Origin of the sequence: Paracoccus limosus (genome assembly GCF_009711185.1) — a bacterium.
GTDB lineage: Bacteria > Pseudomonadota > Alphaproteobacteria > Rhodobacterales > Rhodobacteraceae > Paracoccus > Paracoccus limosus.
This window is the reverse complement of the sequence record NZ_WMIF01000002.1, coordinates 201,841-219,893: the sequence shown is the minus strand read 5'-3', so window position 1 is coordinate 219,893 and position 18,053 is coordinate 201,841. Positions and strand designations below refer to the sequence as shown.

The 18,053-nt window shown below is 68.6% G+C and carries 18 protein-coding genes; 8 read left to right on the top strand and 10 right to left on the bottom strand.

The window, feature by feature from the left end:
- The first annotated feature begins 14 nt into the window (after positions 1-14).
- Positions 15-362, top strand: coding sequence for a hypothetical protein (locus tag GL279_RS02805; protein WP_155063091.1), 348 nt, complete (start codon positions 15-17; stop codon positions 360-362).
- Positions 363-396: 34 nt separating this feature from the next.
- Here the strand turns inward: GL279_RS02805 and GL279_RS02800 are convergent, their stop codons facing one another.
- Complete coding sequence (locus tag GL279_RS02800; RefSeq protein WP_155063090.1) at positions 397-828, bottom strand: RbsD/FucU family protein; 432 nt, start codon at positions 826-828, stop codon at positions 397-399.
- A gap of 100 nt (positions 829-928) precedes the next feature.
- Positions 929-1,762: an aldo/keto reductase gene (locus GL279_RS02795; RefSeq protein ID WP_155063089.1), complete on the bottom strand. Its 834-nt coding sequence runs from the start codon at positions 1,760-1,762 to the stop codon at positions 929-931.
- A gap of 101 nt (positions 1,763-1,863) precedes the next feature.
- Between GL279_RS02795 and GL279_RS02790 the strand changes: the two genes are divergently transcribed.
- From GL279_RS02790 to GL279_RS02770, 5 genes are all read left to right on the top strand, one after another.
- A complete protein-coding gene (locus GL279_RS02790; protein ID WP_155063088.1) occupies positions 1,864-2,871 on the top strand; it encodes a zinc-binding metallopeptidase family protein in 1,008 nt (335 codons plus the stop codon).
- A 55-nt stretch (positions 2,872-2,926) separates the two neighbouring features.
- Positions 2,927-3,373 (top strand): PaaI family thioesterase, encoded by a 447-nt coding sequence (locus GL279_RS02785; protein WP_343039688.1) that lies wholly within the window; start codon positions 2,927-2,929, stop codon positions 3,371-3,373.
- Positions 3,374-3,661: 288 nt separating this feature from the next.
- Positions 3,662-4,315: a protein-L-isoaspartate O-methyltransferase family protein gene (locus tag GL279_RS02780; protein WP_155063087.1), complete on the top strand. Its 654-nt coding sequence runs from the start codon at positions 3,662-3,664 to the stop codon at positions 4,313-4,315.
- A gap of 23 nt (positions 4,316-4,338) precedes the next feature.
- Positions 4,339-5,754 carry a TolC family outer membrane protein gene (locus GL279_RS02775; RefSeq protein ID WP_155063086.1) on the top strand — a complete coding sequence of 472 codons (1,416 nt, stop codon included), beginning with the start codon at positions 4,339-4,341 and terminating at the stop codon, positions 5,752-5,754.
- A gap of 32 nt (positions 5,755-5,786) precedes the next feature.
- Positions 5,787-6,647 (top strand): hypothetical protein, encoded by an 861-nt coding sequence (locus tag GL279_RS02770; protein WP_155063085.1) that lies wholly within the window; start codon positions 5,787-5,789, stop codon positions 6,645-6,647.
- Positions 6,648-7,072: 425 nt separating this feature from the next.
- Here GL279_RS02770 and GL279_RS02765 read toward each other — a convergent pair whose 3' ends face one another.
- From GL279_RS02765 to surE, 3 genes are read right to left on the bottom strand one after another with little or no spacing between them, the layout of a single operon-like run.
- Positions 7,073-8,257 carry a LysM peptidoglycan-binding domain-containing protein gene (locus GL279_RS02765; protein WP_155063084.1) on the bottom strand — a complete coding sequence of 395 codons (1,185 nt, stop codon included), beginning with the start codon at positions 8,255-8,257 and terminating at the stop codon, positions 7,073-7,075.
- A gap of 29 nt (positions 8,258-8,286) precedes the next feature.
- Positions 8,287-8,982, bottom strand: coding sequence for a protein-L-isoaspartate(D-aspartate) O-methyltransferase (locus GL279_RS02760; protein WP_155063083.1), 696 nt, complete (start codon positions 8,980-8,982; stop codon positions 8,287-8,289).
- Positions 8,983-8,985: 3 nt separating this feature from the next.
- Entirely contained in the window at positions 8,986-9,777 is a 792-nt protein-coding gene (gene surE / locus GL279_RS02755) for a 5'/3'-nucleotidase SurE (protein WP_155063082.1), read from the bottom strand.
- 236 nt (positions 9,778-10,013) lie between these two features.
- Between surE and GL279_RS02750 the strand changes: the two genes are divergently transcribed.
- Complete coding sequence (locus GL279_RS02750) at positions 10,014-10,937, top strand: sulfite exporter TauE/SafE family protein (RefSeq protein WP_155063081.1); 924 nt, start codon at positions 10,014-10,016, stop codon at positions 10,935-10,937.
- Complete coding sequence (locus GL279_RS02745; protein WP_155063080.1) at positions 10,934-11,728, top strand: TIGR02186 family protein; 795 nt, start codon at positions 10,934-10,936, stop codon at positions 11,726-11,728. The genes GL279_RS02750 and GL279_RS02745 overlap by 4 nt, the downstream gene beginning before the upstream one ends.
- On the opposite strand, the gene GL279_RS02740 is transcribed toward GL279_RS02745, so the two are convergent.
- From GL279_RS02740 to smc, 5 genes are read right to left on the bottom strand one after another with little or no spacing between them, the layout of a single operon-like run.
- Positions 11,725-12,864 carry a GNAT family N-acetyltransferase gene (locus GL279_RS02740; RefSeq protein WP_246175095.1) on the bottom strand — a complete coding sequence of 380 codons (1,140 nt, stop codon included), beginning with the start codon at positions 12,862-12,864 and terminating at the stop codon, positions 11,725-11,727. The two genes, GL279_RS02745 and GL279_RS02740, sit on opposite strands and share 4 nt — an antisense overlap.
- Positions 12,865-12,915: 51 nt before the next feature.
- On the bottom strand, positions 12,916-13,665 hold the full coding sequence (locus tag GL279_RS02735; protein WP_155063078.1) for a glycerophosphodiester phosphodiesterase family protein: 750 nt from the start codon (positions 13,663-13,665) through the stop codon (positions 12,916-12,918).
- Complete coding sequence (locus tag GL279_RS02730; protein WP_155063077.1) at positions 13,665-14,105, bottom strand: RidA family protein; 441 nt, start codon at positions 14,103-14,105, stop codon at positions 13,665-13,667. Before GL279_RS02730 ends, GL279_RS02735 begins: the two co-directional genes overlap by 1 nt.
- Before the next feature lie 8 nt (positions 14,106-14,113).
- Entirely contained in the window at positions 14,114-14,566 is a 453-nt protein-coding gene (locus tag GL279_RS02725; RefSeq protein ID WP_155063076.1) for a YbjN domain-containing protein, read from the bottom strand.
- Between the two features lie 47 nt (positions 14,567-14,613).
- Positions 14,614-18,051 (bottom strand): chromosome segregation protein SMC, encoded by a 3,438-nt coding sequence (gene smc, locus GL279_RS02720; protein WP_155063075.1) that lies wholly within the window; start codon positions 18,049-18,051, stop codon positions 14,614-14,616.
- Positions 18,052-18,053 lie beyond the last annotated feature (2 nt).

Genomic DNA, 18,053 nt, shown 5'->3' with positions numbered 1-18,053 from the left:
GCAGAGGTTCGACCATGAAATCCCGTCATCTGGCCGGTATTCTGGCGCTGGCTCTGGCCGGCGCAGCCCCGGCCTTGGCCCAGACCACCCCCACACCCGCCACGTCCACACCCGGCCCGCAGCCGGCGGCAACCGAATGCCCGCCCGCCGCCGCGCAGGCGCAGCCTGCCACGCCCGAGGTCGCCGGCGCCGATGCCACCGCGCCCTCGAATTCCGGCTCGACCGGATGGACTGGCGGCGCCGGGGGATCGCATATCGGCACCACGCCCTCGGGCGCGGGCACGCAGACCCGGACATGGCAGCCGCCGACCGCACGCGGTCTGGACCTTGCCGGCAGCCCCGAACCGGCGCCGCCCTGCTGACCGGCGCCGGACAGCGCGCGCGCCGGGGGGCGGATCAGATCGAGGCGTCGGGCGAAATGACGCCCTTTTTCAGGATCACATTGGCATAAAGCCGGGTGTCGATGGTTTGCAGCACGGCAAAGGCGCCCCGCGTCAGGTCATAGAAGCTGAACCGATCCACCGACTGGATCACCGAGCCCGCCGTCTGGATCACCGGCACGATCTCGTCGATGGCGGGGGGAACGGCCTCGGGATCATCGACCACCTGCATCGAGATCGCGGCCGCCGGGACGAAACTGTCCAGCGGCAACAGCGACAGCACCATCTGCAGGGCGCCCGGCAACCGCGCCGCGGTCTGGATCACCCGGCCGCTCAGCGCATGGGCGGGAAAATTGGCATCCACGATGGCGATGTCGTCGCCATGACCCATCTGCGCCAGCGCATAAAGCAGGTCGGGCGAGATCCGGGGATCGATTCCCTTGAGCATCTGTCATTCCTTGTTCTTGGTCCCGGCACGGGGCCTCGAACGCCAACAAACCGCCGCCGGCCTGCGCCGTCAATGGGCTGTCACACAACTGCGCGCGGGCTCAGATCATCTCCAGTGGCCGGGCCGAGCGCGGCGGCGCAAAGATCGCGTCCAGCTCGGTCATGACCGCAGGCGTCAGGCCCAGTTCGACGGCGCGCAGGTTCTGATCGACATGCGCGGCGGTGCCGGCCTTGGGGATGGCGATCATGCCGGGGCGGTTCAGCACCCATGCCAAGGCCAGCTGCACCGGGGTCAGGCCCAGACCCGCGCCGATGCGATACAGCGCGTCATGCTGCGCCAGCCGCCCCTGTTCGAACGGGCTATAGGCCATGGCCGGCAAGCCGCGCGCCTGCAACCATGGCAGCAGGTCCCATTCCGGGCCGCGCCGGGTCAGATTGTACAGCACCTGATTCGTCGCGCAGCGCCAGCCGCCCGCCGCCATCAGCTCGTCCATGTCCTGAACCGAGAAATTGCTGACCCCCCAATGCCGGATCATCCCGGCATCGCGCAGCCGCTCCATCGCCTCGACCGTCTCGGCCAGCGGCACGTCGCCGCGCCAATGCAGCAGGTAAAGATCCAGCCGGTCGGTCCGCAGCCGCCGCAGGCTGCGCGCGCAGGCCAAAGGCAGCTGCGTGGCATCGGCATTCCACGGATAGGCCTTCGAGACCAGAAACAGCCCGTCGCGGCGCCCGGCGATGGCCTCGGCGACCAGTTCCTCGGCCGCGCCCTCGCCATACATCTCGGCCGTGTCGATCAGGGTCATGCCCAGATCCAGCCCCCGGCGCAGGGCGGCCAGCTCGGCCTGCCGCCGGCCGGGGTCCTCGGCCATCATCCAGGTGCCCTGGCCCAAAGCCGGAACCGTTTCGCCATCGGGAAGTTTGGTGCGTGGGATCATTCCTCAACCCTGTCTGCGGCCGTCGGCACAGGCAAGCCATCCGATACGCCCCCGACCTCGATTCCCGTCCGCGCCCGGACCAGACATGCAAGGCAGAGCACATGCAGCGACTCGATTGCCCCAGTTGTGGACAAGCTGTCTATTTTCGCAACACCATCTGTTCCTGCGGCGCGCCGCTGGTTTTTGACCCCGAGGTGGGCCGTTTCGTCGCCGATGCGCCGGTCTGCGCCAAACTGATCGATCTGGGCTGCAACTGGGCGGCGGAAAGCGGCGGGCTGTGCCGGTCCTGCGCCATGACCACGACGATCCCCGACCTGTCGGTCGAGGGCAACCACGAGCTTCTGGCCCGCAGCGAAGAGGCCAAGCGCTGGGTTCTGGCCAATCTGGCGCGCTGGCGCTGGTTCACCACCGCCGATCCCGGCCCGCGCCCGGTGTTCCAGATGCTGTCGGAACGCGCCGGCCAGCAACAGGTCAATGTCACCATGGGCCATGCGGATGGCGTCATCACCATCAATGTCGTCGAGGCCGATGCCGCCGTCCGCGTCGAGCGCCAGCTGCAACTGGGCGAGCTTTACCGCTCGATGATCGGCCATATGCGCCACGAGATCGCGCATTTCCTGTTCGAGCGTCTCGCGGCGCTGCCGGGCTTTCTGGAGGCATTCCGCGCCATGTTCGGCGACGAGCGCGCCGATTACGCGCTGGCGCTGCAACAGCATTATGCCCAGCCCAAACCCCCGGGCGGCGAATATATCAGCGAATATGCCACCATGCACCCGCATGAGGACTGGGCCGAAACCGCGGCGCATGTGCTGCATTTGGTCGACATGACCGACAGCCTGATGGCGACCGGCCTGACCGGACCCGAAATTCCGGCGCCGGGCTACGACGCCTATGCCGATGCCGACGGTGACCACCTGCTGCACGCAGCGACGGCGGTGGCGCTGGCGGTGAATGAAATCAACCGCGCGCTGGACAATCCCGACGTCTATCCCTTCGTGCTGACCGATGCGACGCGCACCAAGCTGAAATTCGCGCTGCACTGGCTGTCGGGCGGGGCGACCATGACGCCGCAGGCCGAGGCCGCCGAACTGGCGCTGCCCCCGGCTTGACGGCGGGAATCGCGCGCCGCAGCATGGCGCTTCGATCCGTCAGCAAGGACCAGCCGTGCCCTCCAGCGACCCCACGCATCTTCTGGCCCAAGACCAGCCGCATTTTTCACTGGTTCTGGGCTTTCGGCTGATCTCGGCCACGCTTGACGAGGTGGTGGCCGAAATGCCGGCCACGGTCGAACTGTCGAACCGCAACGGCGTGCTGCATGGCGGCGCGATCATGGGCTTTGCCGACAATCTGGGCGGCACGGCGGCGGTCATCAACCTTTGCCCCGGCCAGTCCACCACCACCATCGAAAGCAAGACCAATTTCCTGCGCCCGATCCGCATCGGCGACGTGGCGCATGGCCGCTGCGTCCCGCTGCACAAGGGGCGCACGACGCAGATCTGGCAGACCACCATCACCCGCCGCGACGGCAAGGTGGCCGCGATCATCACCCAGACGCAGATGATGATGACCTGGCAAGAGCCCGGCCAGGACGCCCGGCAAAACCCCGCCTGACCACCCGCCGGGCGCGAACCATCTCGATTTCGTGATCCCGCGCCACCGGGCAGGCGGCGGGGCCGGCACCCGCCCCGACCCCGAGCGGCCGGGCACCACCGCAGGCCCGGCCCCGCGCGCATTTGCGCAGGCCCGCGCGGGCCGGAAACGGCCACCGCCGCACCCGCCCGGCGCTGCGACCCGGCTCCGCCCGGCCACAGCCTTGCGCCAAACATGCCGCGCAGCGTTGCCCAGCCTGAATTTTCGTGGCAAGAGGACGTGTAGCCAACGAGAGCAGGGTTCGCATAAATGAGCGATTTCGCGCAGCGCCGCACCATGATGGTCGACACCCAGGTCCGCCCCAACGACGTGACCAGCTATCCCGTCATCGACGCCATGCTTCATGTCCCGCGCGAGCAATTCGTCCCCGATTCCCGCCGCGACGTCGCCTATGCCGGCGAGAATCTGGACCTTGGCGCGGGCCGCGTCCTGCTGGAGCCGCGCACCCTGGGCAAGATGATGGAGGTCCTCGACCTGCAATCGGACGATCTGGTGCTGAACGTGGCCGGCGGCTACGGCTATTCCGTCGCCGTGATGGCCCGCATCGCCGAGGCCGTGGTCGCGGTCGAATCCGATGCCGTCATGGCCGCCGAGGCGCAGGCCCGGCTGGCGGCGCAGGACATCTTCAACGTCGTCGTGGTCGAAGGCCCGCTGGCCGATGGCTGCGCCAGTCAGGCCCCCTATGACGCCATGCTGATCGAGGGCGCGATCGAAACCCTGCCCGAGCCGCTGGCCGACCAGCTAAGCGACGGCGGCCGCGTGGTCGCGCTGTTCCAAGAGGGGAATCTGGGCGTCGTGCGCATCGGCCGCAAGGTCGATGGCCGGATCAACTGGCGATTCGCCTTCAATGCCGGCGCACCGATCTTGCCGGGCTTCGAGACGAAACGCGGCTTCATGCTATAGCCGGAACAAACAAAGGACAGGGCATGTTTCGCAAGACGGTGAACGAACTGCGCCAGCGCCTGCGGCGCCCCATGCTCGCGCTCGTGCTTGCCGGGGCGACTGCCCTGCCCGCCCAGGCCGAAAGCCTGGCCGACGCCATGGTCGCCGCCTACCGGCATTCGGCCCTTCTGGACCAGAACCGCGCCGTGCTGCGCGCCGCAGACGAGGACGCGGCCTCGGCCCTTGCGGCCCTGCGTCCGGTCCTGCAATGGGTGGCCAATTACACCTATCAGAACATCGAGGGGTTCGACGGCAATTCGCGCAGCCTGTCGCTGCAAGCCTCGATGACGCTTTACGATTTCGGCCGCAGCGCCATTGCCATCGACATCGCCAAGGAAACCGTGCTGGCCACCCGCGCGGCGCTGGTCGGCGTCGAACAGGACGTGATCCTTGGCGCGGTCGAGGCCTATCTGAACGTGCGCAGCGCCACAGAACAGGTTGATCTACAATCGAATTCCGTGCGCGTCATCGGTCAGGAACAGCGCGCCGCCACCGACCGTTTCGACGTCGGCGAAATCACCCAGACCGATGTTTCGCAGGCCGATGCCGCGCTGGCCGCAGCCCGCGCCAACCTCGCCTCGGCCGAGGGCGAATTGCAGATCGCGCGCGAGGTCTATCGCACCGCCACCGGCAAGATGCCCGGCAAGCTGTCCCCGCCGCCGCCGACGCCCAAGCTGCCGGCGACGCTTGAGCAGGCCCGCGACATCGGTCGCCGCAGCCATCCCGCGATTCAGGAAAGCCAGCGTCAGGCCGCCGTCTCCGAGCTGGGCGTGGCCGCCGCCGCCGCCGAGCGCAACCCGCAGCTGACCGGCAGCGCCTCGCTCAGCACGTCGCGCAACAAGTCGCTCAGCCCCTTTGGCGGCATCTCTCATGGCGGGCAGGATGTCGGCCAGCTGTCGCTGCAGATGTCGCAGACGATCTATTCCGGCGGCCGCCTGCCAGCCGCGCATCGCAAGGCCATGGCGCAGCGCGATGCCGCGCGCGCCGCGCTTTTGAACACCTCGCGTCAGGTCGATCAGGCCGTCGGCACCGCTTGGGCGGGAATCGACGTGGCCCGGGCACAGATTCGCGCCATCGACGAACAGATCACCGCCGCGCAACAGGCCTATGACGGCGTGCGCGAGGAGGCGACGCTGGGCGCGCGCACCACGCTGGACGTTCTGGATGCCGAACAATCGCTTCTGGAGGCCCGCGCAAACAAGATTACGGCGGAAGCCAACCTGCAATTAGCACATTATCAACTTCTCTCGGCTATGGGTTTGTTGACGGTAGAAAACCTGAAACTGGGGATTCCCACCTATGACCCATCGGCCTATTACAATGCGGTGCAGGACGCACCCTATACCAGTCGGCAGGGCAAAAGCCTTGACCGCGTCTTGCGCGCCATCGGCAAGCAATGACCGGCTGATGCCCCCCTTATCGGGGGCACGCCATGCAGCATGAACGCATCCGCCCGACCGGCCAGCAGGCAGGTTCGGAAAATGTCGGCGACGTGCTGGCCTCGATCCGGCGCCTGATCGCGCAGGACCAGACGCCCGCCGCCGCCGGGCTGCGCCCGCGGCTTGCCCATCCGGCCCAGCCGGGAACGGCCTTTGACCCGCCCTTCGTTCTGGCCCGTCAGGACATGGTGGCGGGCCTGCCACGCGGCACGGCTGCCGCCCAGCCGCATCTGTCGCTGGCCAGCAGCGCCGCCCCGGTCCAACCTCTGGCCCAGCCCTTGGCCGAGGCACCAACCGGCTGGCAACCCGCCCCGTTGCGCGATTGGCCCCAGACCGGCGTCGCAGCGGCGACCAGCGACAGCCCGGCCCTTGCCCAGCCTCTGGCCGAGGCCGCCTGTGACGACGCCTCCGCGCCGCTCTCGCCCGAAGAAGAGGCCGAATTTGCCGAGGCCGAGGCGGCCTTGGCCCGGATGATCGCGCCCCGCCCGACCGAGGCGCTGCAAACCCCGCAACCCCCGGCTCCGGCCGAACAGCTGACCCCCACCGAGGAACCCGCAATGGCCCAGGATATGCGCATGATGGAAATGGGACGGATCGACGATTTCACCGCAGTTGCGCCGCAGCCCGGCCTCGACAGCGGCCTTGACGCCCGGCGCGGCACGACCACCAGCGCGCCGAACCTCTTCGGTGAAATCGGTGCCGTCGCCAAGGACGCGACCATGCGCATGCTGATCCGCGACGCCATCCAGCAGGAACTGCATGGCGAGCTGGGCGCCCGGCTCAGCCGCAACATGTGCCAGATGATCCGTCAGGAGGTCGAGGCCGTGATCCGCGAGATCTGCACCGAGCAATAAGCGCTCTGCAATAAGCACTCCGGCCCCGCCGGATTGCCCATGTCCCGGGCATCGCCCGCGACACGCCCCGCAAACGCCGGCCGCCGGTTCTCCGGCCGGCGGATGCCCGGCCAAGGGTCGCAAGGACACGCCACGCGCCTCGCTGTCACCAGCCCGCCCGGTCACAGCCGGCACAAGCGTCCACCGCACGCCCGGCGCCCTGCCACGGCCCATCCGGACCACCACGCCGCCAATTCGGCGGGAGACGCGGAACCGGCCAGAAACGCCGAAAAGTGAAAACGCGCGACCGCGCAGAAACCGGCCCGACGGCCGCAACCTGCCGGACCCAAAACACCGCCGCTCGCCGCGCCTATCCCCGCACAGCGGGCGGCCCCGAAACCGGCCCCGCCCTCAGCCCTCAGCCCTCAGCCCTCAGCCCTCAGCCCTCAGTTCAGATATTTCTCGGGATCGACGCTGTCAAAGCCGTTGCGCACCTCGAAATGCACCACACCCTTGCCCCGCGCCTTGCCCAGCTGGGCGCCGGCGCTGACCTTCTGGCCCTTTTGCACGGTGACATCATCCAGCCCGGCATAGACGGTCATCAGGTTGTTGTCATGGCGCACGACGATGATCGGCACCTGATCCACGTCGCGGGTGATCGCCGCCACCGTGCCCGAGCCGGCCGCCGTGACACTGCTGCCCGGCGCGGCCGAGATGTCGATGCCGTCGTTCTTGCCCTTCTGATAGGTGCGGATGATGGCGCCATTGGCCGGCATCCGGAACTTGCCGCTGCCCGAGGCGGCGGTGCGCGTCTTGCCCAGATCCGGCGCCGCCGGCTTGTCGACCGGCTTGCTGGCCGGCGCCGTCTTTTCCTTGGGCAGCGGTTCGGCGGCCGAGGGCGGGCGCGGCGTCGGGCTGCCGGCGCCGGGCGCGGTCACCACATTGGCGGCACTGGGCGCCTTGCCCGCGACCGGGATCAGAAGGCGCTGGCCGGTGCGCAGCGCCATGCTGCCGGTCAGCCCGTTCCATGCCGCCAGATCATTGACAGCGACATTGTATTTGCGCGCCACCGACCATGCGGTTTCGCCTGCGGTGACCACATGCTGACGCGGCTGGCTGGCCGCCGGCTGCGTCACCGGCTGGGCCGCAGCCGCAGCGCCTGCGGTCGGCACATTGGGCTTTTTCATGCCCTGCCCGGCAAAGGGATCGCTCACCGCACCCGAGGCCGCGCCCGCCGCCAGCGGCGGCGCGACCGCAGCACCCGCCGGTGCCGCCGCGACCCGGCCGGGCAGCGCGACCACGGCGCCCGGATTCAGCGGCGCATTGGCGTCGATGGCGTTATAGGTGGCCAGCTGCGCCGCGTTCATGCCCAGCCGCGCCGCGATGGTCGCGATCGTGTCACCGGCCCGCGCCACCGCGACCTGATACCCCGGATAGCTGATGACGCCGCGGGTGTCGGGCGCCGGGCGCGGCGATGCCGCCGCCGCAGCCGAGGCCGTGTCCAGCCCGCCGCCACCCCAGCCGCGCAGATCGGGGTCCAGCTGGCTCAGGTCCATCCCCCCTTGCGGGCTGCATGCCGCCAGCATCGCCAAGACCCCGGCCGCCATGGCCATCCGACCGAAATTCATCATCTGCCCATCCTCAATTCCTGTGCCGGGGGTCATGTCTGTCCCAACCCCTCGACCAGCGGCACGAAACGCACCTGCCGCAACTCGTCATAGTCAAAGCCGGTCTCGCTGCGCCGGACCCGGATCAGGGTCTGCACGGCATCCGACTGCCCCACGGGCACCACCATGATACCGCCGATCTTCAACTGCGCCAAGAGCGAGCCCGGCGGGTCCTCGGCCGCAGCGGTCACCATGATGCGATCAAACGGCGCCTGTTCCTGCAACCCGCGCGAGCCATCGGCCACCATGGCGGTGATATTGGACAGGCCCAGCTCGCGAAACAGCGCCTCGGCCTCGGCCACCAGCCGGCGGTGACGGTCCAGCGTATAGACCCGGCGGCACAAAAGCGACAGCACCGCCGCCTGATAGCCCGAGCCGGTGCCGATCTCCAGAACCTTGTCGCGCGGCCCGACCTGCAAGGCCTGCGTCATCAGCCCCACGACCGAGGGCTGGCTGATCGTCTGCCCACAGGGGATCGGCAGCGGCGTGTCCTCATAGGCGCGGTCCTCGAAATGGCCACGCACAAAGGCGCCGCGGTCGATGCGCTCCATCGCGTCCAGCACCCGGGGATCGGTCACGCCGCGTTGGCGCAGCGCGAACAGAAAGCGCATCTTGCGCTCGGCCGGGTCGGTCCCGGCCCCCGGCGCATCGCCGGGCTCGTCTCCGGGGTCTCTGGGCGCGCCGCTCATGGCTCAGCCTTCCTCAAGGGCGCGCAGCGCGTCCAGACTGGCGTGGCAGGTCAGGTCCGGCCGCATCGGCGTGACCGAGATGTAATCGTGCATATTGGCATCGACATCGCTGCCCGGCGTGGCCGGCGCCGTCTGCGAGCCACCAAGGATCCACAGAAAGCGGCGGCCATTGGGCGCAAGATAGGGCTCGGCCTCGAAATTGACGCCCTGACGCCGGCCCTGCGGCGCGACCCGGACGCCCTTGACACCTGCGGCATCGCAGGGCGGAAAGTTGATGTTGTAAAACAGCCGGAAGGCGGCCTCGCCGTTCCAGTCGGCGCGATCGAGCAGCTGGCGGATCAGCCGGGGGCCGTGACGGCGCGCGGCCTCGAACGGATCGGCCAAAGCCGCCGTGCGCGTGCCCATGTATTGCGACAGCGCGATCGCCGGCAGGCCCTGCAACGCCGCCTCCATCGCCGCGCCGATGGTGCCCGAATACATCACGTTCTCGCCGGCATTGTTGCCCCGGTTCACCCCCGACAACACCAGATCCGGCGGGCTGTCGCGCATCACGTCCGAAATCGCCGCCAGCACGCAATCGGCGGGCGAGCCTTCGGCGGCAAAGCGGCGCGGGGCCAGTTCGGCGATCAGGGTCGGATGGGTATAGCTGATGCAATGGCCGACGCCCGATTGCTCGAAGGCGGGGGCAACGGTCCAGACCTCGCCGCCCGGCCCGGCCAGCTCGGCCGCGATCTCGGCCATTGCCACCAGCCCCGGAGCATTGATGCCATCGTCATTGGTGATCAGGATCCGCATGCCGTGTCTTGTCCTTTTCTGTCCAGCCCGGCGGCCACGGGCCGCACCCCCGACCGCAATGCAGGCCGGGATCGGCGGGGGCCATCGCCCCCTGCGGGCTGGCACATCACATTGCCGTCACCGGAATGCTTATCCGCGCCACAGTCCTGCGACAACCCGCTGCGAAGGCGCGCGTGCCGTTTGACCTGCCGGCCGGGGACGGGCAGGATCGAACAGGGGCAAGAGCCGGGCCGAACATGCAGATCTATCTTCCCATCGCCGAGGTGGTGGTCAACGCCTTTACCCTGATCGGCCTTGGCGGCATCGTCGGGCTGATGTCGGGCCTGTTCGGCGTCGGCGGCGGCTTTCTGATCACGCCCCTGCTGTTCTTCATCGGCATCCCGCCGGCCATCGCGGTCGCCACCGGCGCCAATCAGGTGGTGGCCTCGTCCTTTTCGGCGCTGCTGGCGCATGTGAAGCGCAAATCCGTCGATTTCCGCATGGGCTGGATGCTGCTGGCGGGCGGGCTTGCCGGCTCGTCCCTTGGCGTGATGCTGTTCAACATGCTGCAAAAGCTGGGGCAGGTCGATCTGGTGGTGCAGCTGTGCTATGTGGTGTTTCTGGGCCTGATCGGCGCGATGATGCTGCAGGAAAGCCTGCGCAGCCTGCGCCGCGCCAAGCAAAGCGGTCCGATCCGGCCGATGCGCCGCCACCAGCACGGCTGGGTGCACCGCTGGCCGCTCAAGATGAAATTCCGCGCCTCGGGCCTTTATATCAGTGCGATCCCGGTGCTGCTGGTCGGCGCCTGCGTCGGTGTGCTGGGCGCGCTGATGGGGGTCGGCGGCGGCTTCATCATGGTGCCGGCGATGATCTATCTGCTGGGGATGCCGACCAAGGTGGTGATCGGCACCTCGCTGTTTCAGATCACCTTCCTGTCGGCCTATACCACGCTGATGCACGCGGTCTATTCCAACACCGTGGACGTGATGCTGGCGCTGCTGCTGATCATCGGCGGCGTGACCGGGGCGCAGATCGGCACCGGGCTCGGCGCCAAGCTGCGGGCCGAACAGCTGCGCATCCTGCTGGCGCTGCTGGTGCTGGTGGTCTGCGGCAAGCTGGCCTTGGACCTGTTCCTGCGCCCGTCCGAGCTTTACTCGCTGACGCCGGGGATCCTGAAATGATCCGCGCGCTGATCGCCCTGCTGGCCCTGCTGGCACCCTGCATCGCGCTGGCGCAGGCCTATGACGATCCCGATGCCGCGCCCCGCGAAAAGATCGTCGCCGGCCTGTCGCGCAATGATGTGGACATCACCACCAGCTTTGACGGCTCGGACATCATCATCTATGGCGCCGTCAAGCGCGAGACGCCGATCCCCTATGACACACTCGATGTCGTCGTCACCGTCGAGGGCCCGGCCCGCGCCATCACCATCCGCCACAAAGAGCGCCGCTTCGGCATCTGGGTGAACACCGGCAAGGTCAGCGTCGGCGCGGCGCCGAATTTCTATGTCGTGGCCACCACCCGGCCGCTGGACCAGATCCTTGACCCGGCCGAGGATGACCGGTTCCGCATCTCGGTGCCGCTGGCGATCCGGGCCTATGCCGGCACCTCCAGCGTCGAGGATGTCGTGCCCTATACCGAGGCGCTGGTGCGGTTGCGCGAATCGGGCGGGCTTTACCGGCTGGACGAAGGCGCGGTGCGGCTGGCGCAGGACACGTTGTTTCGCGCCGATGTCCAGCTGCCCGCCAACCTGATCGAGGGCTTTTACGGCACCCGCATCTTTCTGCTGCGTCAGGGCAAGGTCGTCGCCACCTTCCGCGCCCCGATCGAGGTGCGCAAGGTCGGGCTGGAACGCTGGCTCTATCGGCTGGCCCGGCAGCAGCCCTTTATCTATGGCTTCATGTCGCTGGCCATCGCCGTTCTGGCGGGTTGGGCGGCCTCGGCGCTGTTCCGGCAGCTGCAGCGGCGCTAGCTGATCTCGCCGCGGCGGAACGGGCCCATCTCGGTCAGCGCGGCCATGTCGTAATCGACGGCCTCGCGCTCGCGCTTCAGGAAATCGGCGATGGCCTTGCCAAAGCCCTGATCGCGCACCCAATGCAGCGAATGGGTCGCGACCGGCAGATAGCCGCGCGCCAGCTTGTGTTCGCCCTGCGCGCCGGCCTCGACCCGCTGCAAACCGTGCGCGATGGCCCAGTCGATGGCGCGGTGATAGCACAGCTCGAAATGCAGAAACGGGTGATCCTCGACGCAGCCCCAATAGCGGCCATAAAGCGTGTCGCGCCCGATCAGGTTCAGCGCCCCCGCAATCGGCCGCCCGTCGCGCAGCGCAAGCACCAGCAGGCAGTCGTCGCGCATCGTCTCGTGCAGGAGGTCAAAGAACGCCCGCGTCAGATAGGGCCGGCCCCATTTGCGCCCGCCGGTGTCCTGATAAAACGCCCAGAACGCCTGCCAATGTTCGGGGCGGATGGCATCGCCGGTCAGGCTGACGATCTCGCCGCCGAAATCCAGCGCCCGCTCGCGCTCCTTGCGGATCGCCTTGCGCTTGCGCGAACTCAGCGCGGCCAGAAAGTCGTCGAAACTGCCATAGCCCCGGTTCAGCCAGTGGAACTGCTCGCTGGTGCGGGACATAAAGCCCACCGCCTCGCCCAGGCGCGCCTCGGCCTCGGTGCAAAAGGTGACATGCGCCCCCGACAGGCCCGACCGGCCGGCGACCTCGGCCATGGCCTGCAACAGCGCCGCCTGAACCTGCGGATCCTGCGCAATCAGGCGCGGCCCGGTGACCGGAGTGAACGGCACGGCGCATTGCAGCTTGGGGTAATAGCGCCCGCCCGCGCGCTCATAGGCCTGGGCCCAGGCGTGGTCAAAGATGTATTCGCCCTGACTGTGGGTCTTCAGATAGCAGGGCGCGACGCCTGCCACGCGGCCATCGACCCGCGCGACCAGATGGCTCGGGTGCCAGCCGGCCTCGTCTCCGACCGAGCCGGATGCTTCCAGCGCGGCCAGAAAACGATGCGTGGTAAAGGGGTTATCCCCCGCGCCGCAGCCATCCCATTCGGCGGCGGACAGCCCGGCAATGGCGGGCAGCACGGAAACGGTCAGTTCGCTCATGCGGCGAAACATAGGGGCGTCGCCACGCTTTGTCAGCGGGCGACGCAGGGTTCAGGGCCGGTATTGCTCAAAGGTGATGTTGTCGGCCACCTGCCGGGCATCGGCGGCCTCTTCGGGGCTGCGGATGGTCCAGCACAGCACCGGCACGCCGCGCGCCTTCAGCGCCGTGACCGCAGGATTGTCCAGATCGTTGCGGTCATGCGAGATAAAGCTCGCCCCCACCGCATCGAAATCGGCAATCGCGGCCAGCCTTTCGCGCGTCGGCGCATCCAGCATCGGCCATTCGCCCTCGTCATAGCCGCAGGTGGTCAGGCCGGCGGCTATGCCGGGCGCTGCCGCGTGAAAGGCCGCGATCACATGCGGGTTGAAGGACATGACGGCAACCGGCCCGCCATAGTCGCGCAGCTCCTCGGCGACCCGACCCGGCAAAGCGCCCACATCGGGGCCCGAATCGATGGTCGGATCCTTGATCTCGATCAGCAGCGGCGCGCGGCCGGCGACCTCGGCCAGCATGTCGCGCAGCGTGGGGATGGTTTCGTCGCTTTCGCGCAGATGCAGCTTGACCAGTTGCGCCGGGGTGCTGGCGGCAACGGTGCCGTTTTCGATATCGGTCAGCCGGCCCAGCTCATAGTCGTGAAACACCATGGGCGTGTTGTCCATGGCGCGCTGGATGTCGCATTCGATCCCGTAGCCGGCGGCGATGGCGGCGATGAATGCCGCCATGCTGTTTTCCGGCAGGCTTTCGTCATGCAACCCGCGATGCGCGATCGGCTTTTGCAAAAAGTCCGGGTGCAGGCCCATCAGGCGATCTCGAAAATGGCTTCGATCTCGACCGCCACACCGCGCGGCAGCGCCGGCGAGGACACGGCGGCGCGGGCATGGCGACCCTTGTCGCCGAACACCTCGACCATCAGGTTCGAACAGCCGTTGATGACCTCGGGCTGGTCGGTGAAATCGGCGGTCGAGTTCACAAAGCCGCCCAGCTTGACCACGCGCGCCACCCGGTCCAGCGACCCCAGCGCCGCCTTGGCCTGCGCCAGCAGCGACAACCCGCAGCCGCGCGCGGCCTCGGCCCCCTGATCGACGCTCACGTCTTCGCCCAGTCGGCCCTTCAGCGCCGAAATCTGCCCCGAGACGAACAGCATATTGCCCGAAATCACATAGGGCACGTAATTGGCCGCCGGCGCCGGGGCGTCCGGCAGGGTGATGCCCAGTTCGGCGAGTTTGCTTTCGATGCTCATCGTCTTCCTCATTCGGTGATGGAGGCGCGGAAATCGCCCAGAACGGCACGCCATGTGTTCAGCGTGTCTTCCAGATTCTTGCGCCCCAGCCCGTCGTCCGCAACCCCGATATCCATCTCCAGATAGGGATCGCCGGCGTCGTTCAGCACCAGCTTGCCAAAGGGGTTGTCCCGGTTCCAGGCATTGGCATCCTCGGCCGACATCGGCGCGTTGAGGTTAAAGCCGGTCACCAGCTGCATCCGCCGGCACAGCGGCGTGCAATCATAAAAATAGACGTTGAACAGCGTGTCATCGACGCGGCTTTCCAGCATCGGCTGGCCCTCGATATCCTTACCCTGAGTGGCGGGCATGCCCATCTCGGTCAGCACCCGGGCAATCGCCTTGGGATCGCCCAGAACGGTGGCATGGGCAGGATGCGCCGCAAGGAAAGCGGCAATCAGCAGGAAAGGCAGGGCACGCATGTCAGGGGGTCCGGTCCGGGAATCGCCTGCCAATAGCCGTTTGTCGCTCAGGCGACCAGAGCTTCCGCGCGTTTCAGATCGACGCTGACCAACTGGCTGACGCCCTGTTCCACCATGGTCACACCGAACAGCCGGTCCATGCGCGCCATGGTGACGGCATGGTGGGTGATGACCAGAAAGCGGGTTTCGGTGCGGCGCGTCATTTCGTCCATCAGGTCGCAAAACCGGGTGACATTGGCATCGTCCAGCGGTGCGTCGACCTCGTCCAGCACGCAGATCGGCGCGGGATTGGCCAGAAACACCGCAAAGATCAGCGCCATGGCGGTCAGCGTCTGCTCGCCGCCCGACAAAAGGCTCAGCGTCGACAGCTTCTTGCCCGGAGGCTGGCACATGATCTCCAGCCCGGCGTCCAGCGGATCGTCGGATTCGACCAGCACCAGACGCGCCTCGCCACCGCCAAACAAATGCGTGAAGAGCGTGGTGAAATTGCGGTTCACCGTGTCAAAGGCCGCCAGCAGCCGTTCGCGGCCCTCGCGGTTCAGGCTGCCGATGCCTTGGCGCAGCTTGCGGATCGCCTCGGTCAGGTCGTCCTTTTCGGCGCCCAGGCGGTCGCGCTCGGTCTCCAGCTCGGCCTTGTCCTCGTCGGCGCGCAGGTTCACCGCGCCCAGAGCATCGCGTTGCTGGCGCAGTCGGGCGATCTGATCCTCCAGCGCATCGGGTGCGGTCTCATCGACCTCGCCCAGCGCCTGCAACAGCGCCTCGGGCGTGGTCTCGGCATCCTCATGGATGCGCAGGCGGGCGGCGGCCTCGGCCTCGGTCGCGGCCTCGGCGCGGGCCTGCCGGGCGGCGCGGGCCTCGCGCGCCTCCGAGGCCGCGCGCTCGGCATCGCGCTCGGTCTCGGCGGTGCCGCGCAGCGCCGTCTCGGCGGCGGACAGCGCGGCACGGGCGCGCGCCAGCCGCGCGGCGGCCTGCGCCTCGGCCTCGGTCAGGGTTTCGCGCCGCTCGGCCAGAACCTCGGGCTGCGCCTCGGCCTCTTCCAGTTCGGCGGCGGTCTGATCGCGGCGGGCGGCCAGTTCGGCGGCGCGGGTGCCGGCCTGATCCAGCCGCAGCCGCCAGCCCGATTCCTCCTTGGCGATTTCCTGCAGGCGCTTGGTGCGCGCCATCGCCTCGCGGCGCAATTCGTCCAGCGCGCTGCGCCGGGTCAGCGTGGCGATGCGCGCCGCCTCGACGCCCATGCGGGCATGGTCCAGCGCCTCGGCGGCATCGCCCCGGTCGGGCAGCGCGGCGCGCGCAGCCTCGGCGTCGGCCAGCCGGGCACCGGCGTCGCTGGCATCGGCATGATGCCGGGCCAGCTCGGCGCGGGCCGATTCCGCGCGGCTCTGCGCCAGTGCCAGCTCCGATTCGGCCCGCGTCACCGCACGCGAGGCATCCGACAGGCCGCGCTCGGCCTCGCGCCGGGCATCGCGGGCGCGTTTCTCGGCCTCGGTCGCGGCGGCATGACGTTCGGTGCACGCCCGGTGTACAGCCTGTGTACGCTCGGCACAGGCCTGCGCCGCCTCGAACTGCACCGAGATCTCGGCCAGCTGGTTCACCTTTTGCAGATGCAGCGCGGCGGTCGATGCCGCATCCCCCGCCATCACCCGCATCCCGTCCCAACGGAACAGATCGCCCGCCAGCGTCACCAGCCGCTGGCCCGGATGCAGCCCGGATTGCAGCGCGACCCCGGTCTCGGCATCCGCCACCAGCCCGATCTGCGCCAGCCGCCGCGCCAGCGCCGGCGGCGCCTCGACCCGATCCGCGATCGAAGGCACCGGCAGCACAGGGCCGCCCTCGGCCGGCGGCAGCGCATGCCAGCCCGTGCCGTCCTTGACCAGCGCCGCGCCCAGATCATCGCCCAGCGCCGCGCCAAAAGCCGTCTCATAGCCGCGCGCCACCCGCACCAGATCGAGGATCGAGCCGCTGGCCTGCCCGCGTTCGACCAGCCGTTGCAAGGCCGCACGCTCGGCCTGCAGGGCCGACAACTCGCCCTCTGCCTCGGCGCGCTGCGCCCGTGCCTCGGTTTCCTCGGCCTCCAGCGCGCTGCGGGCCTCCTCGGCGGCACCCAAGGTTTCCTCGGCGATTTCAACGCGTTCCCGGGCCTCTTCCAAGGCCTCCTCGGCGGCGGCACGCGCGGCTTCGATGTCCTGTCCAAGCGCCATCGCCGCCTCGGTCGCGGCCCGCGCCGCCTCGGCCGCGCGGCTGGAGCGGTCGCGCATCTGGGTCAGATCCTGCACCAGACGCTCGGCGGATTGGTGACGGGCGGCAAGGCGGGCGGCCTCGTCGGTCAGCTCGGCCAGCGTGGTTTCGACCTCGCGCAGCGCCTCGGCGGCGGCTTCGGCCAGCTCGGTGGCGCTGTCCTGCCGGGCGTCATGGCCCTCGCCGGCCTTGTCCAGTTCGCGCTGTTCCCATTCCAGCCGCGCGATCACCTCGCCCGCGTCGCGGTTCAGTCCCGATTCGCGCTCGATATCGCGATCCAGCTGGGCAATGCGGCCCAGCAAGGTCTGGATCATCTGCACGGCGCGGGCCTCGGCCTCGTCCAGCGCCTCGCGCTCGACGGTGGCGCGCGACAGGATGGCGCTTGCGACCTGCTCTTCCTCGCGCAAGGGCGGCAATTGCGCCTCGGCAGCCTCGCGCGCGGCAATGGCGCGCCGCGCCTGCGCCTCGGCCTCGCCCGCAGCGCGGATCGCATCATGCAGCGCTGCGGCGGTCGCGGCCTTGGCCTGATCGGCCTCGGCCCAGCGGCGATACAGCAACAGCCCCTCGGCCCGGCGCAGCGCGGCGCCGATCTCGCGATAGCGCGTGGCGGCGCGGGCCTGACGTGCAAGGCTGGCGGCCTGCGTCGACAACTGGTCCAGCGTGTCATCGACGCGGGTCAGGTTCGCCTCGGCCGCGTTCAGCTTCAGCTCGGCCTCATGCCGGCGCTGATACAGGCCCGAGATCCCGGCGGCCTCTTCAAGGATGCGACGACGCGCCTTGGGCTTGGCGTTGATCAGCTCGGAAATCTGCCCCTGCCGCACCAGCGCCGGCGAATGCGCCCCGGTCGAGGCATCCGCGAACAGCATCTGCACATCGCGCGCCCGGACTTCCTTGCCGTTGATGCGATAGGCGGAACCGGCATCGCGGGTGATCCGGCGCGAGATGTCCAGCGTATCGGCATCGTTCATGCCGGCGGGCGCCAACCGGTCCTTGTTGTCGATGCTGAGCGTGACCTCGGCATGGGCGCGGGCCGAGCGCCGGGTGGTGCCGGCAAAGATCACATCCTCCATCCCCTCGCCGCGCATGGCGGTGGGCCGGTTTTCGCCCATGACCCAGCGCAGTGCCTCAAGCAGGTTCGACTTGCCGCAGCCGTTCGGGCCGACCACGCCGGTCAGCCCCTCCTGGATCACCAGATCCGTGGGGTCGACAAAGCTCTTGAAACCGTTCAGGCGCAGGCGGTCGAAACGCAAAG

What these genes read in the sequence shown, in the direction of transcription:
- GL279_RS02805 (WP_155063091.1), top strand. Translation starts at nt 15, where the DNA reads ATGAAATCCCGTCATCTGGCCGGTATTCTGGCGCTGGCTCTGGCCGGC.
- GL279_RS02800 (WP_155063090.1), bottom strand. Translation starts at nt 828, where the DNA reads ATGCTCAAGGGAATCGATCCCCGGATCTCGCCCGACCTGCTTTATGCG.
- GL279_RS02795 (WP_155063089.1), bottom strand. Translation starts at nt 1,762, where the DNA reads ATGATCCCACGCACCAAACTTCCCGATGGCGAAACGGTTCCGGCTTTG.
- GL279_RS02790 (WP_155063088.1), top strand. Translation starts at nt 1,864, where the DNA reads ATGCAGCGACTCGATTGCCCCAGTTGTGGACAAGCTGTCTATTTTCGC.
- GL279_RS02780 (WP_155063087.1), top strand. Translation starts at nt 3,662, where the DNA reads ATGAGCGATTTCGCGCAGCGCCGCACCATGATGGTCGACACCCAGGTC.
- GL279_RS02775 (WP_155063086.1), top strand. Translation starts at nt 4,339, where the DNA reads ATGTTTCGCAAGACGGTGAACGAACTGCGCCAGCGCCTGCGGCGCCCC.
- GL279_RS02770 (WP_155063085.1), top strand. Translation starts at nt 5,787, where the DNA reads ATGCAGCATGAACGCATCCGCCCGACCGGCCAGCAGGCAGGTTCGGAA.
- GL279_RS02765 (WP_155063084.1), bottom strand. Translation starts at nt 8,257, where the DNA reads ATGATGAATTTCGGTCGGATGGCCATGGCGGCCGGGGTCTTGGCGATG.
- GL279_RS02760 (WP_155063083.1), bottom strand. Translation starts at nt 8,982, where the DNA reads ATGAGCGGCGCGCCCAGAGACCCCGGAGACGAGCCCGGCGATGCGCCG.
- surE (WP_155063082.1), bottom strand. Translation starts at nt 9,777, where the DNA reads ATGCGGATCCTGATCACCAATGACGATGGCATCAATGCTCCGGGGCTG.
- GL279_RS02750 (WP_155063081.1), top strand. Translation starts at nt 10,014, where the DNA reads ATGCAGATCTATCTTCCCATCGCCGAGGTGGTGGTCAACGCCTTTACC.
- GL279_RS02745 (WP_155063080.1), top strand. Translation starts at nt 10,934, where the DNA reads ATGATCCGCGCGCTGATCGCCCTGCTGGCCCTGCTGGCACCCTGCATC.
- GL279_RS02740 (WP_246175095.1), bottom strand. Translation starts at nt 12,864, where the DNA reads ATGAGCGAACTGACCGTTTCCGTGCTGCCCGCCATTGCCGGGCTGTCC.
- GL279_RS02735 (WP_155063078.1), bottom strand. Translation starts at nt 13,665, where the DNA reads ATGGGCCTGCACCCGGACTTTTTGCAAAAGCCGATCGCGCATCGCGGG.
- GL279_RS02730 (WP_155063077.1), bottom strand. Translation starts at nt 14,105, where the DNA reads ATGAGCATCGAAAGCAAACTCGCCGAACTGGGCATCACCCTGCCGGAC.
- GL279_RS02725 (WP_155063076.1), bottom strand. Translation starts at nt 14,566, where the DNA reads ATGCGTGCCCTGCCTTTCCTGCTGATTGCCGCTTTCCTTGCGGCGCAT.